Annotated in this window: 12 protein-coding genes; 5 read left to right on the forward strand and 7 right to left on the reverse strand. The window is 66.7% G+C overall.

The genetic code is table 11. The annotated features are described in order from the left end of the window. Positions 1-3 precede the first annotated feature (3 nt). The 4 genes from H3005_RS04475 to H3005_RS04490 form a co-directional block, all read right to left on the reverse strand. Positions 4-927, reverse strand: a complete 924-nt coding sequence (locus H3005_RS04475) for an NAD-dependent epimerase/dehydratase family protein (protein ID WP_191077626.1) — start codon at positions 925-927, stop codon at positions 4-6. A 4-nt stretch (positions 928-931) separates the two neighbouring features. Next, complete coding sequence (gene panE / locus H3005_RS04480) at positions 932-1,870, reverse strand: 2-dehydropantoate 2-reductase (RefSeq protein WP_191077627.1); 939 nt, start codon at positions 1,868-1,870, stop codon at positions 932-934. Between the two features lie 688 nt (positions 1,871-2,558). Beyond that, entirely contained in the window at positions 2,559-3,359 is an 801-nt protein-coding gene (locus tag H3005_RS04485) for an ABC transporter permease (protein ID WP_099819852.1), read from the reverse strand. After that, on the reverse strand, positions 3,356-4,324 hold the full coding sequence (locus tag H3005_RS04490; protein ID WP_191077628.1) for an ABC transporter ATP-binding protein: 969 nt from the start codon (positions 4,322-4,324) through the stop codon (positions 3,356-3,358). The genes H3005_RS04485 and H3005_RS04490 overlap by 4 nt, the downstream gene beginning before the upstream one ends. Positions 4,325-4,408: 84 nt before the next feature. Here H3005_RS04490 and H3005_RS04495 point away from each other — a divergent pair, with 84 nt between their 5' ends. Next, the gene (locus H3005_RS04495) at positions 4,409-5,158 is read left to right on the forward strand and encodes a ferredoxin--NADP reductase (protein WP_089237690.1); all 750 of its coding nucleotides are present in this window, start codon (positions 4,409-4,411) and stop codon (positions 5,156-5,158) included. Positions 5,159-5,272: 114 nt separating this feature from the next. Here the strand turns inward: H3005_RS04495 and H3005_RS04500 are convergent, their stop codons facing one another. The 3 genes from H3005_RS04500 to H3005_RS04510 form a co-directional block, all read right to left on the reverse strand. Further along, positions 5,273-6,430, reverse strand: coding sequence for a lytic polysaccharide monooxygenase (locus tag H3005_RS04500; protein ID WP_100553964.1), 1,158 nt, complete (start codon positions 6,428-6,430; stop codon positions 5,273-5,275). A gap of 216 nt (positions 6,431-6,646) precedes the next feature. Beyond that, entirely contained in the window at positions 6,647-7,816 is a 1,170-nt protein-coding gene (locus H3005_RS04505; RefSeq protein ID WP_191077629.1) for a lytic polysaccharide monooxygenase, read from the reverse strand. 236 nt (positions 7,817-8,052) lie between these two features. Continuing rightward, entirely contained in the window at positions 8,053-8,538 is a 486-nt protein-coding gene (locus tag H3005_RS04510) for a DUF1203 domain-containing protein (protein ID WP_191077630.1), read from the reverse strand. A gap of 135 nt (positions 8,539-8,673) precedes the next feature. Here H3005_RS04510 and H3005_RS04515 point away from each other — a divergent pair, with 135 nt between their 5' ends. From H3005_RS04515 to H3005_RS04530, 4 genes are all read left to right on the forward strand, one after another. Next, the gene (locus H3005_RS04515; RefSeq protein ID WP_223880049.1) at positions 8,674-9,867 is read left to right on the forward strand and encodes a GGDEF domain-containing protein; all 1,194 of its coding nucleotides are present in this window, start codon (positions 8,674-8,676) and stop codon (positions 9,865-9,867) included. Positions 9,868-9,986: 119 nt separating this feature from the next. Further along, entirely contained in the window at positions 9,987-11,513 is a 1,527-nt protein-coding gene (locus tag H3005_RS04520; protein WP_191077631.1) for an alpha/beta hydrolase, read from the forward strand. Continuing rightward, the gene (locus H3005_RS04525; RefSeq protein WP_100462046.1) at positions 11,510-12,256 is read left to right on the forward strand and encodes an ATP-binding cassette domain-containing protein; all 747 of its coding nucleotides are present in this window, start codon (positions 11,510-11,512) and stop codon (positions 12,254-12,256) included. The genes H3005_RS04520 and H3005_RS04525 overlap by 4 nt, the downstream gene beginning before the upstream one ends. After that, positions 12,253-13,437, forward strand: coding sequence for an ABC transporter permease (locus tag H3005_RS04530; protein ID WP_100553959.1), 1,185 nt, complete (start codon positions 12,253-12,255; stop codon positions 13,435-13,437). Before H3005_RS04525 ends, H3005_RS04530 begins: the two co-directional genes overlap by 4 nt. Positions 13,438-13,483 lie beyond the last annotated feature (46 nt).

Genomic DNA, 13,483 nt, shown 5'->3' on the forward strand with positions numbered 1-13,483 from the left:
CCGTCAGCCGGGAACGCCCTGATCCGGTAGCGCCGGGCCATGCCCGGCGAGCGAAGCGGCAAGATCCGTCAGCCCTTCGCGATAGCTCGGAAACCGCGGTGTCCACTCCAGCGCCTCGCGCGTGCCGCGGCTGTCGATGCGCTTGTTGCTCTGGTAGAAGCGCCGCAACGTCGCACTGAGCGATGGATCATCCCAGGCCACTGCGGGCGGCAGGGCAAAGCCCCCCAGCTGCGCGGCGAAGGCCAGTACATCCTGCGACGGCGCCGGCTCGTCATCGCTCGGCAGATACAGCGCATTGGCCATGGGGCGGCGCATCGCGGCGATCACCACCGTTGCCAGGTCTTCGACATGCAGGCGATTGAACACCAGCCCTGGCCGCACCACGTGCCGCGCGCGGCCTTGGGACAGCTGCAGCAGCGCATTGCGCCCGGGCCCATAGAGGCCCGGCAGGCGAAATACCGCCGAGGCGATGCCGCGCGCATCCGCCAGCGTACGCCATTGCGTTTCGGCGAGTTGACGCTGCATGCCCGTGGGTTCTGTGGCATCGGCAACGCTGCTCTCGTCGATCCAGCCACCGTCACGGTCGCCATAGACCGAGGTCGACGACAGATAGCCAAGCCAACGCAATGACGCGCTGTCGCGCAACGCGTCATGCAGCAGGCGCAGTGCCGGGTCGCCCTCGGCATCGGGTGGCACGCTGCACAGCACCGCGTCGGCGTGTGTGATTGCATCGAGCAGGGCGGGTGAGCGCGCAGCGTCGGCACGCAGCTGAAAACGCTGCAGGCCATCGTCAGGCGCCGACGCTGGATCGCGCACCGTGCCTTCCACCTGCACGCCCTGGGCCTGAAGGCGCGCAGCCAACACGCGCCCACTCCAGCCCATGCCGATGATCAGTACCCGCTTCGGCAACGGGCCAGGCGTGTTCATCGGATCACACCGCGCGCTGGGCCTGGTAGGCCTGCAGGCTGCTGTAGGCCACCTGCAGAAGCAACGCTTCCTGGCCCGCGGCGCGCGCACGCGCCAGCATGTCGCCGACGATCTGAGCGGCTTCCACCTGCTGGCTCGCTTCCAGGTCGCGCAGCATCGACGCCTTCAACGCCGAACCCGCCTGGGTCAGGGTGCCACGCGCGGTGTCCTGCGCAGCGTCCGGCACGGGTTCGCCCGCGGCTTCGGCCACCGCCAGGCATTCGTCATAGAGCCCGCGCACGATGGCGTCGCCGTCGTCGGTGGCGACGATGGTGCCGATGTCCGCACGCAGCAGGCAGGTAGCCGCCGCCAGCGCGGTGAGGAACGTGTACTTGATCCACTGTTCCTGGCCGATGTGTTCGCTGGCCAGATGATCGAGATTCGCCTGTGCGCAGGCTGCAGCGAATGCCTGCACGCGCGCGGAGACCGCACCGCCATCGCGTTCGCCGAAGGTCAGCTTGGCCGGCTTGCCCAGGTGCAGCACGGCACCATCGGGCGCCTTGGTCGCACTGATGAAGCACAGCCCCCCGAGCACTGCCTCGCGACCGAAGCGCGCGTCGAGCGCGTTGTAGTGATGCAGGCCGTTGAGGATCGGCAGCACGGTGGTGCTCGCGCCCACGGCCGGTGCGATGGCATCGATCGAGCTGTCCAGGTCGTAGGCCTTGCAGCTGAGGATCACCAGATCGAACGGCGTGTCTGCAGCCAGCGTCGCCAGGGCATCTGCGGTGACATGCTGCACCGGGAACGTGGCGTCACCCACCGGGCTGCGCAGCACCAGGCCATCGCGATCCAGTTGCGCGGCGCGGGCAGGGCGCACGAGGAAGGTCACGTCCACACCCGCCTGGGCCAGGCGACCACCGAAGTAACCGCCGGTACCGCCGGCGCCGAGGATCAGGATACGCATTGCACGCTCACTGCAGTTGGGGGATTCACTGCTGTGATTGTGCCGGAGTTTGCGGCCAACGGCTGCGCCCCTCGTGGTGGTTCGCGCAAAGCGCTGTTCATGAGGTTGGCCGGGTGGGTAGGTTGCGCAGGGGGCGCCGTAAATACGTCCTTGTAGGCTCGGTCGCCGCATCCATGCGGCTCACGCCCCTGCGCAACCTACCCACCCGGCCACGGACGTGTTCCGTGTGCGTCCACCACGGAAAACAAAGAAGAAAATCAAAAGCAACAGCGGGTCGCTCCGCTCGTTTCTCGTGATCATCTTTCCAATGGATCCACATCCATCAGATCGCAAACAAAAAGAGCCGAGCATTGGCTCGGCTCTACATGATCTCCAGCCATCCACGCATGGCGTGGATCTACCGTGTCGACCAAGGTCGACATCCACCAACAGCAGCAAAGACCGCCGTTCCAACAGCATCGGGAAATTGTCGAAGGCGGGGTGGTGTCGGGTTGCGGGGTGTCCGCGCCATGGATGGCGCGGCCAAGCCTACAAGGACGTACTTGCGGCGTCCCCGCCACCCGACACCACCCCGCCACCCCACGGATAGCTAGCGTTTGACGTTGACGTTGACGTTGACGTTGCTGTTGCCGGCCAGCGGCCGGCACTACCACCGCGGGTGCAGGGCCGCAGGCCCTGCAGGACATCCTCAGCTGCGCATGCCCACGCCACGCTTCAGCAACCACAACGCCAGCGCCGTCAGCACCACCACGAAACCGATCATCAGCGCATACGCCACCACCACCGGCACGTCGCTGCTGCCCAGCAGGCCATAGCGGAACGCGTTGACCATGTAGAAGATCGGGTTCGCGTGCGTGGCCGCCTCCGCCCATGGCGGCAGCAGCTTCACCGAATAGAACACGCCGCCCAGGTAGGTCAGCGGGGTCAGGATGAAGGTCGGCACGATCGCCACGTCATCGAACTTCTTCGCATACACCGCGTTGATGAAGCCGGCCAGCGAGAAGATCGTCGCGCCCAGGATCACCGTGGTCAGCGTCACCAGCGGATGCGGAATGCGCACCGGGGTGAAGAACATCGCGATGATCAGCACGATCACGCCGACCATCAGCCCGCGCAGCACCGCACCGGCCACGTAGCCCCACAGGATCACCCAGTTCGGCATCGGGCTGACCAGCAGTTCTTCCACGTGGCGGCCGAACTTGGCGCCGAAGAACGACGAACTGATGTTGCCGTAACTGTTCTGGATCACGCTCATCATCACCAGGCCCGGCACGATGAACTGCATGTAGGTGTAGCCGCCCATGTCGCCCACGCGCGAGCCGATCAGGCCGCCGAAGATCAGGAAGTACAGGGTCATGGTGATCGCCGGCGGCACCAGGGTCTGGCCCCAGATGCGCATGATGCGGGCGACTTCGCGGCGCACGATGGTCATCAGTGCGATGCGGTTGCGCTGGCCGTCGGTCAGGACCGGGGTCGGGGTGCTGCTCATGCGGACGTCTCCTGGTTGCCGGTGAGGCGCACGAACAGTTCCTCCAGGCGGTTGCTCTTGGTACGCATCGAACGCACGCGGATGCCCGCTGCGTTCAGTGCTTCGAACACGCGGTTCAGATCCATCGCGCGCGGCATGTCGATGTCCAGCGTGTGGCTGTCGGTGGCGATCAGGGTCGCACGCTCGATCACCGGCAGCTGCGCGGGCAGGGCGCCGTCGATGTCCAGCAGGAAGCCTTCCACATCAAGCTTGGCCAGCAGTTCGCGCATCGGGCCCTGGGTGACGATCTGGCCATGGTCGATGATGGCCAGGTTGCGGCACAGGTGCTCGGCCTCTTCCAGGTAGTGGGTGGTCAGGATGATCGTAGTGCCGGCGGCGTTGATCTCCTTCAGCACCCGCCACATGTCGCGGCGGATCTCGATGTCCACGCCGGCAGTCGGTTCGTCCAGGATCAGCAGGCGCGGCCGGGTCATCATCGCGCGGGCGATCATCAGCCGGCGCTTCATGCCACCGGACAGGGTGCGGCTCATCACCTGCGCCTTCTCCCACAGGTGGGCGCGCTTGAGCTCGACCTCGGCCATCTGCTCGGCTTCCGCGCGCGGCACGCCGTAGAAACCGGCGTAGTTCATCAGGATGTCGAAGGGCTTTTCGAACAGGTTGAAGTTGATCTCCTGCGGCACCAGCCCGATCAGGCGCATGGTGGCGCTGCGGTTGCGCACCAGGTCGCTGCCGAACACGTCCACCTGGCCCTCGCTGAGGTTGACCAGGGAGCTGATGATGCCGATCAGGGTGGACTTGCCGGCGCCGTTCGGGCCCAGCAGGGCGAAGAAGTCGCCGGGGGCCACTTCCAGCGAGACCCCTTTCAGGGCCTGGGTGCCGTTGTCATAGGTTTTACGCAGGTCGCGCACGCGCAGGGCGGGCGCCGTATCGTTCTGGGAAGCCAAGCTCGAAGCCTTCGCGCCCATGGGCTGGCGCTGGAGAGGGGCGGGGAAGGTCTATTATAGAAGACCCCGAGGGCTTGCCCCGGCTACACACTGTCCCGAAAAGTCGTGCCTGTCCAATTCCCCATCAAACTGGTCGACCGCCGCATGCTGGCGCCCTCCATCGGCCATTACCAGTTCGTGCGTGACGACGGCCAGCCGCTGGATTTCCAGCCCGGCCAGTTCATCCAGGTCCATTTCAGCTACGCCGATGGCACCGAAACCAAGCGCAGCTATTCGCTGGCGACCATCCACGATCACGCGCTGGGCCCGGGCGAGGCGGTGGATATCGCGGTCAGCTTCGTCCCCGGCGGCGCCGCCACGGCCCTGTTCGAGGCGCTGGACATCGGCGGCCAGGTCAGCGCGTCCGGCCCCTACGGTCGGTTCTGCCTGAATCCGGGCGACCACAACGGCCGCTACCTGCTGATTGCCACCGGTACCGGCGTCACCCCGTACCGCTCGATGCTGCCGTTGCTGGCAACGGCGATGGCCGAGCGCGGCGTGCAGGTGGTCCTGCTGCAGGGTGCACGCAGCCCGGGCGAGCTGCTGTACAGCGAAGACTTCTACAGCTTCGCCGAAAAGCACCCGAACTTCCGGTATGTGCCGTGCCTGTCGCGGGAACTGCCGGCCGAGCCGCACCCGGATGTACACCATGGCTACGTGCAGCAGGCGCTGGCGGAATTCACACCGGACCCGGCCACCGACATCGCCTACCTGTGCGGTAACCCGGACATGGTCGACGCCTGCGCCGAAGCGCTGAAGGCGGCGGGCCTGGGCAATCCGCAGATCCGCCGCGAGAAGTACGTCAGCAGCAAGTAAACCCAAGGGTAGTGCCGGCCGCTGGCCGGCAACCCCACGAACCCGGGTAGTGCCGGCCGCTGGCCGGCAACCTCATGAACCGGAGGCGGCACCCGGCCGCCCCTGGACCATGCCTCAGTACGGCACCCAGGCATCGCGCCAGGCCGAGCCCACGCCCGGCCGGTACGCCTCGGCATTGACGTTGCACCACGCGCCTTCCGGGAACGGGCGGCAGGCGTAGAGCTTGCCGTCGCTGCTCTTCACCACGGTCTGCCCGGGCACGTAGCTGCCGATGCCGGCCGGATAGATGAAATCGAAGTCGCCCGGCGGCTGCACCGGATCGGGCACCTTCGTATCCAGCTGGAACCGATGCCCCTGCGCCAGGTAGACGCGGTTCGCCGTTGCTGAGGCAATCGGCGTGATCACACCATTCTCCAGCAGGCCGATGCGGGCATGCCGCGCGCCTGCATTGACCGCACGGGCCAACGTCAGCGGCCACTGCGTTGGCAGCGTCTGGCCAGTGGTCAGCGTGGTGTCGATGCGTTCCAGATCATTGCCGTTCGCGTTGAACACGCGCAGGGTGAGGGTCGTACCCGCATCCAGGGCTCCGCGCGCGGTGACAGGGCCGGCATCGTGCCATTGCGGCGGCGGCGTTACACCACCGCCACCCTCGAAACGCACGTCCATGCAGGTGTAGAACGCCTCGGCCGAATCCGAGCGCTGCCAGGTGTTGTAGATCAGATGCTGGCCGGTGCGCTGGGGCAACGGGCAATCCAGCTTGTAGACACCACCTTCCGACAGCGGCACGTTGCCCAAGGTGCAGAACTCCTGCAGATCCGACCAGCCCACGGGCGAACCTGGCTGCCATCCTTCGCGCGTCACATAGAACTTCCAGTCACGGGTGGCATGCGGGGCGGGCGCAAGAAATTCAAAGGTGTAGCGGCCGTTGCCATCGGCGCGGATCGGGGTGGTCGACCAGTCGGACCGATCCAGATCCAGGCCGCGGTACTTGCTGTTGCCACCGCTGCACAACTGTCCGTCCGGCACCACGGCCTGGTGATTGCCGTTGGCATTGGCCTGGTTGATGCCGGACCAGTCATAGAAGGGCTGTGCACCGCCGATCGCTTTTGCGGCGGCGCACGCCGGATTGGTCGGGTTCTCCGGATTGCCCTGGTAGCAGGCATAGACCCGGCTGCTGGGTTTGGACATGGTGCCGTGTGCCAGCGCACTGGCAGAGACGCCCAGGCCGGCGATGGCAGTCATCGCGAGAGCGAGTCGATTGAGCGGTTGCATGGTGGGGATCCTGTGAACGGTGGAAGGACCAGCGAGTCTCCACACGATGCACAGCGCCATCCATTCAACGATTCCGAAAAGCTGCAGGTTGCGACGCAATGTGCATTGCCTGCGCGAACGGGTTAACACTTCATGTTGTACCCGCGGGTCTGCATCTGCCCGATTGCAGAAGCGGGGCGGCACGTGCGCGCCGCTCCCGCTCCATCTCTCACTCACTCAGTACGGCACCCAGGCATCGCGCCACGCCGAGCCCACGCCCGGCCGGTACGCCTCGGCATTGACGTTGCACCACGCACCTTCCGGGAACGGGCGGCAGGCGTAGAGCTTGCCGTCGCTGCTCTTCACCACGGTCTGCCCGGGTACGTAGCTGCCGATGCCGGCCGGATACACATGGTCGAAGTCGCCGCCGGGCGACGGCGTGCCCGGGTCCGGCACCTTCGTGTCCAGCTGGAAGCGGTTGCCGTCCTTCAGGTACACGCGGTTGTCGGTGGCCGAGGCGATCGGCGTGATCGCGCCGTTGCTGAGCACCCCCACGCGCGCATGCTGGGCACTGGCATTGACCTTGCGGGCCAGCGCCAGCGGCCACTGCGCTGGCGCGGTCTGGCCTGCGGCGAGCGTGGCTTCCACACGTTCCACATCGTTGCCGTTGGCATTGAACACACGCAGCGCCAACGTGGTGCCGACCGGCAGCTCGGTACGCGCGGTGACCGGCCCGGCATCCTGCCACTGCGGTACCGGCGTGGTACCGCCGCCGCCTTCAAAGCGCACATCCATGCAGGTGTAGAACGCTTCGGTCGAATCCGAGCGCTGCCAGGTGTTGTAGATCACATGCTGGCCGCTGCGCTGCGGCAGCGTGCATTGCAGCTTGTAGGTGCCATCGGCCGACAGCGGCGTATTGCCCAGCGAGCAGAATTCCTGCAGGTCGGCCCAGCGCAGCGGGCTGCCCGGCTGCCAGCCGGCGCGGGTGACGAAGAACTTCCAGTCACGCGTGGCATGCGGGGCGGTGGCCTTGAACACGAAGGTGAACCTGCCGTTCGCATCGGGCTGGATCGGCGTGGTCTGCCAGTCACTGCGATCCAGGTCCAGGCCGCGGAAAGTCGGGTTGTTGCCGCTGCACAGCTTGCCGTCGGGCACCACGGCCTGGTGGTTGCCGTTGGCGTTGGCCTGGTTGATGCCGTTCCAGTCGTAGAACGCCTGCGAACCGGCCACTGCCTTGGCGGCCGCGCAGGCCGGGTTGGTGGGGTTTTCCGGGTTGCCCTGGAAACAGGCATAGACGCGGCTGACCGGGGTGATCATCGTGCCGTGTGCGGCCGCGTTGCCGGCAACGCCAACACCGGCGCCAACGAAGACGGTAGCCAACAGCAAGGGGGTGTATCGCAGAGACATGGCGCATCCTTGTGGTCGTCGAAGAGAGCGGTGACCGCAGCACCCGCGCTGTGCCACGCGACGGACGATGAGCGGTACCGCCGCGAGTATCGAGCGGCGATGCACAGCGCGAAACCTCGTCAACACCGATCCGTGACTGCGCGTGTGAAGCCTTTCCCGCAGGCTTCACGCCACACTGAACGAATGCGTTGGCGGTCACGCCTGCATCGCGGCAACGATCACGTTCGTGCGTACCTTCACGACCGTTGATTTCCTGCCCGATCCACCTGGCACGAAAAGCATCCATGCCCTGCGTTGTGCAGTTGCACGAAGGCCACCGTCGCATCGGCGAATAACCGGTCCAGGTGCGCAGCAACCTCGTTGCCCTGGCATACCAAGCCGCTCAGCATGAAGTCCGCGCTGTCATAGGCACGCACTGACATCAGCCGACGGTGCACGTAGGCAGGTACCACGCCTGCCGGCAGCACGCAGCGGGTGGCACCACGCTGCACGAAGATCGGGCCCGAGGCGCGGTAGGGCGAATGCGAGGCCAAGTGTGTGTATGGCAGCAGAAGCAGTTCCGCACCCGCAGGCGCGTCGGTCAGGCTGACCCTGCAGGGGTAGCCACCACTGTCGCCGGCGCGTCGCCGCACGATTCCCCGTGCGGCCAAGGTGTCGTCGCTGGTTTCGAAAAGCGCTTCGAACGGCTGGTGGTCGATGCCACTGAGTTGCCACGAATGCATGGAGTGTCTCCCGGATTTCCGCGCATTCTGTCGGCGCCATGGGCCGCGTGCTCGCCGTTTTCCGCCACCGGATTCGATGGCTCGCCTGGCCCTGCCCAGGTGCAACGGTCCGTGCGGCCGCCGCAAGGCGCTAAGATGCGCGCGCCGCCCTTCCTGCAGCGCCGCATGTCCCTGGATTTCCCCACCGTCGCCGTGCTTGGCTTCCTGCTCTGCGTGGGCATCGCGCTGGGGTTCTCGTTGCTGCTGGTGGTGTTGCGCGGGCAACCGGTGCTGCGGCTGTGGACGCTCAGCCTGTGGGCCCTGACCCTGGGGGTGACCCTGCTGGCGCTGCGTCCCTACCTGCCGCAGGTGCCGGCGATTCTGGCCGGCAACGCAGCGATGGCTGCCTGCGCGGTGCTGCTGCTGCGTGGCATGGCCCTGCATCTGGACCAACCCCTGCCGGTATGGCGACCGCTGTTGCTGGTAGCTGCGTTCATGGCCGGCATCTTCCTGTTCCTGGTGCCGTGGCCGAACCTGGTCGTGCGCCTGCATGTATTCAGTGTGTTCGCTGCGATCATCGACGGCTGGATCGCCTGGCTGCTGCTGCGCCAAGCCCCGCCACAGCAGCGCACCAGCTGCAGGCTGGCCGCTGCGGTGTTCCTCGCCGAGAGCCTGCTGTACGTGGTGCGCCTGTTCCTGCCCGTGGCTGCCGACGCCGGCGAGGACATCATGCGTACCGGCACGCCGATGTTCGTGACCTACCTGGCCGGGGTGATGCTGGAGCTGGCCCGTTGCTTCGCTCTGGTGCTGCTGATGGTCGAACGCATGCTGGTGGAACTGCGTCGGGCTGCGCGGATCGATGGTCTTACCGGCCTGCTCAATCGCAGCGCGGTGCTGGCGGATGGGCAGCTGCAGCTGGAACAGGCGCGCCGGCACGGTACGCCGTTGGCGCTGCTGTTGCTGGATGTGGATCATTTCAAGCAGGTCAACGATCGCTGGGGTCATCTGGCGGGTGACCACGTGCTGCAGCATTTCACCGGGGTGCTGCAGCGCTGCGCGATCGGCCGCGTGCATCTGCTCAGCCGCTATGGCGGCGAGGAGTTCCTGTTGCTGCTGCCTGGCAGCAGCGGCAATGAGGCGACGGCGCTGGCCGACGCGATCCGCCACGGCCTGCAGCAGCGTCCCGCCCTGCTCGATACCGGTCCGGTGGCGGTGACCGCCAGCATCGGGCTGGTGCTGGACGACGGCCGGACCGATCTTTCCGGCTTGATCGCGCTGGCCGACACCGCCCTGTACCGGGCCAAGGCCGAGGGCCGCAACCGCCTGGTGGCGGTGCCGACGCCGGCCTAGGACATCCGCCTGTCGCCGCCAGCGCCCGGCGCGTGTAAGTTGGGTCACATCTGTTTGGTCACATCTGCCGCGGCACACCGTCGTGGTGGACAGGAACATTCCCAGGGGAATCACGCACGATGCAACGACACCATTTCGCGCGGGCCGGATTGCTGGCCAGCATGCTGATTGCCGGCTGCAGCGCACCGCCGCAGGCAGGGTCCGACGGCGCAGGCGATACGCCCAGCCGCCGCTACGGCCAGATCGATTTCCATCCCTGCACGCTGGCCACTGAAGGCGCCAGCGCGAACGTCGAGGCGCAGTGCGCGACATTCCAGGTGCCGGAAGACCGGAGCAAGCCGGAGGGTCGCAGGATTGATCTGCGCGTGGCTTGGCTGGAGTCGGGCAACAGCGGTTCCGGCCTGCCGGACCCGGTGTTCTTCCTGGCCGGTGGCCCTGGCCAGGCGGCCAGCGAGGTCGCCGTCATCGTCGATACGGCACTGCGCCAGGTGCGCAAGCAGCGCGACATCTTCCTGATCGACCAGCGTGGCACCGGTGGCTCCAACCCGCTCAGCTGCCTGGGCGCGGATGGCAAGGAGCTGCCGATGGATGAAGACGCTGCGCCCAGCGAGGCGCTGCTGCGCGAGTACGCGGAGCGCTGCGCCGCGTCGCTGAAGGGCCGTGCCGACCCGCGCTTCTATACCACCGCCGAGGCCATCGCCGATCTGGACGCGGTACGCCAGGCGCTCGGCGCCGATACGCTCAACCTGGTTGGCGGCTCGTACGGCACCCGCGTTGCCCAGCGCTACGCTGCGGCCTATCCGCAGCACACCCGCAGCATCGTCATCGACGGCGTGGTGCCGAACGATCTGGTGGTCGGGGGCGAATTCGCCAATACCTTCGACAACGCCATCACCCTGCAGTCGGCGCAGTGCCGCAAGGATGTTGCCTGCAGCAAGCGCTTCCCGGTCGATACCCGCGCACAGCTGCGCAGCGTTGCGGACACCCTGCGCCGCACGCCGGTTACCGTCGAGTACCGCGATCCGGGCACGAATGCGCCGCGGAAGGATGTGTTGACCCCGGACAGCGTGGTCGGCCTGGCGTTCGCCTTCTCCTACGTACCGCAGTATTCCTCGCTGCTGCCACTGGTGCTGGACGAGGCCGCGCAGGGGCGTTATGCGCCACTGGCCTCGCTGGTACGCGGTGCGACCCGCAGCATGGATTTCCAGATCAACCGTGGCATGCAGTGGTCGGTGATCTGCAGCGAAGATGCACCGCGCTACCAGGCGCCGGCGGAAAGCGGAGACGCGCTGTTCGGGCCGGAAGCGGCGCGTGCGTTCTTCGCCGCCTGCCCGGTGTGGCCGCATCAGCCGGCGCCGGCTGATGCGGCAGCGCCACTGCGCAGTGATCTGCCGGTGCTGCTGCTGTCCGGCGAACTGGACCCGGTGACGCCGCCGCGTTACGCCGAACAGGTGCTCAAGGGGCTGCCGAAGGGACGCGCGCTGGTCGCCCGCGGGCAAGGCCACGGCACCCTGGCCGCCGGTTGCATGCCGCGCCTGCTCGGCCAGTTCATCGACACCACCGATGCCAAGGCGCTGGATGCCAGCTGCCTGGACACGCTGAGCTACGTGCCGGCGTTCACCTCGTTCAACGGATGGGCCCCATGATCGTCGCCGACAACCTGCACAAGGCCTTCAACACCCGCACCGGCCGTATCCAGGCGGTGGCCGATGTCGGCTTCCGCGCCGAGGATGGCCGCATCACCGGCCTGCTCGGGCCGAACGGGGCTGGCAAGACCACCACCATGCGCATGCTGTACACGCTGATGACGCCGGATGAAGGCAGCATCACCGTCGATGGCATCGATGCCGCCCGCAATCCGGTGGAAGTACGTCGTCATCTCGGCGTACTGCCCGACGCGCGTGGCGTCTACAAGCGACTGACCGCGCGCGAGAACATCGCTTACTTCGGCGAGCTGCATGGCCTGTCCGCGTCGCGCATCCGCGAACGCATCGAAGTGCTGTCGCATGCGCTGGACATGGGCGACATCCTCGACCGCCAGACCGATGGCTTCTCGCAGGGCCAGCGCACCAAGACCGCCATTGCCCGCGCGCTGGTGCACGATCCGCGCAACGTGATCCTCGACGAACCCACCAACGGCCTGGACGTGATGACCACCCGCGCACTTCGCCGCTTCCTGCTGGGCCTGCGCGAGGAAGGGCGCTGCGTGATCCTGTCCAGCCACATCATGCAGGAGGTCGGTGCGCTGTGTGACCACATCGTGATCATCGCCAAGGGCACGGTGATGGCCGCCGGCAGCGCCGATGAACTGCGTGCGCAGTCCGGCGAACCCAACCTGGAAGATGCGTTCGTGAAACTGATCGGCAGCGAAGAGGGCCTGCACGCATGAGCATGATGTCGACCATGATGACGGTGATGCGCAAGGAACTGCGCGACCTCTCGCGTGACCGCCGCACCCTGATGCTGACCCTGCTGTTTGGTCCCCTGCTGTACCCGCTGCTGATCCTGGGCATGGGCAAGCTGGCCGAAAGCCGTGTGCGCATCCAGATTGAACAGCCGCTGCAGATCCCGACCATCGGTGCCGAGAATGCGCCGAACCTGGTGCGTTTCCTGGCCGCGCAGGGGCTGAACACCGCGCCGGCGCCCAAGGATCTGGCCGAGGCGATCCGCTCGCAGGAGATCGACGTCGCGCTGCGCATCAGCCCCGATTTCAGCAAGGACTGGGCCGACGGCAAGCCCGCGCTGGTGGAAGTGATCCGTGACAGTACCCGGCGCGCCGCCGAGGTACCCAGCGCCCGCCTGCAGGCGGCCCTGGCGACCTACAACGGCCAGGTCGGTGCGCTGCGGCTGATGGCACGTGGCGTCGACGCACAGGTGGCGCGGCCGCTGGAGGTGGCTACCCAGGACATGGCCAGCGCCGAGGCCAAGCGCGGCATGATGCTGTCGATGCTGCTGCCGGTGCTGCTGACGCTGACCTCGTTCATTGGTGGCGCCTATCTGGTGATGGATGCCACCGCCGGTGAGCGCGAGCGGCAATCGCTGGAGCCGCTGCTGGCGACCCCGGGTTCGCGCAGCGCCATCGTCAGCGGTAAGATCGCCGCCGCCTGCGTGGTCGGCTTCGCCTCGTTGCTGCTGACGTTGATCGCGTTCAAGGCCAGTGCGCAGATCGCGCCCGGCAATGTCGGCCGGCAGCTCAACATGAACATCGGCTCGATGTTGCAGATGCTGCTGGTGATGGTGCCGATGCTGCTGATCGGCACCTCGCTGCTGACCTTCCTCTCGGCCGCGGCCAAGAGCATGAAGGAAGCGCAGAGCCACATGACCTGGCTGGTGCTGCTGCCGATGCTGCCCGGCTACGCGCTGATGGCCTACCCGGTGAAGAGCGAGCTGTGGCAGTACGCAGTGCCGTTCCTGTCGCAGAACCAGATGCTGTTGAAGGTGATCCGCCACGAGGCGATCAGCCCGACCATCTGGGCGGTCTACCTCGGCGCAAGCCTGGGTCTGGCCGCAGTGCTGTGGTTTGCTGCCGTGCGTCGTTACCACAACGAACGCCTGGCGATTTCCGGCTGAGCGGAACCGGTAGCGCCGGGCCATGCCCGGCGGATGCAGAACGAGG

It is taken from the genome of Stenotrophomonas sp. Br8 (assembly GCF_014763005.1).
Classification (GTDB): Bacteria; Pseudomonadota; Gammaproteobacteria; order Xanthomonadales; family Xanthomonadaceae; genus Stenotrophomonas; species Stenotrophomonas lactitubi.

Excerpts from the sequence above, each read along its gene's own strand:
- H3005_RS04505 (WP_191077629.1), bottom strand. The coding sequence starts at position 7,816 with ATGTCTCTGCGATACACCCCCTTGCTGTTGGCTACCGTCTTCGTTGGC.
- H3005_RS04515 (WP_223880049.1), top strand. The coding sequence starts at position 8,674 with ATGCGCGCGCCGCCCTTCCTGCAGCGCCGCATGTCCCTGGATTTCCCC.
- H3005_RS04530 (WP_100553959.1), top strand. The coding sequence starts at position 12,253 with ATGAGCATGATGTCGACCATGATGACGGTGATGCGCAAGGAACTGCGC.
- panE (WP_191077627.1), bottom strand. The coding sequence starts at position 1,870 with ATGCGTATCCTGATCCTCGGCGCCGGCGGTACCGGCGGTTACTTCGGT.
- H3005_RS04500 (WP_100553964.1), bottom strand. The coding sequence starts at position 6,430 with ATGCAACCGCTCAATCGACTCGCTCTCGCGATGACTGCCATCGCCGGC.
- H3005_RS04525 (WP_100462046.1), top strand. The coding sequence starts at position 11,510 with ATGATCGTCGCCGACAACCTGCACAAGGCCTTCAACACCCGCACCGGC.
- H3005_RS04490 (WP_191077628.1), bottom strand. The coding sequence starts at position 4,324 with ATGGGCGCGAAGGCTTCGAGCTTGGCTTCCCAGAACGATACGGCGCCC.
- H3005_RS04520 (WP_191077631.1), top strand. The coding sequence starts at position 9,987 with ATGCAACGACACCATTTCGCGCGGGCCGGATTGCTGGCCAGCATGCTG.
- H3005_RS04510 (WP_191077630.1), bottom strand. The coding sequence starts at position 8,538 with ATGCATTCGTGGCAACTCAGTGGCATCGACCACCAGCCGTTCGAAGCG.
- H3005_RS04475 (WP_191077626.1), bottom strand. The coding sequence starts at position 927 with ATGAACACGCCTGGCCCGTTGCCGAAGCGGGTACTGATCATCGGCATG.
- H3005_RS04485 (WP_099819852.1), bottom strand. The coding sequence starts at position 3,359 with ATGAGCAGCACCCCGACCCCGGTCCTGACCGACGGCCAGCGCAACCGC.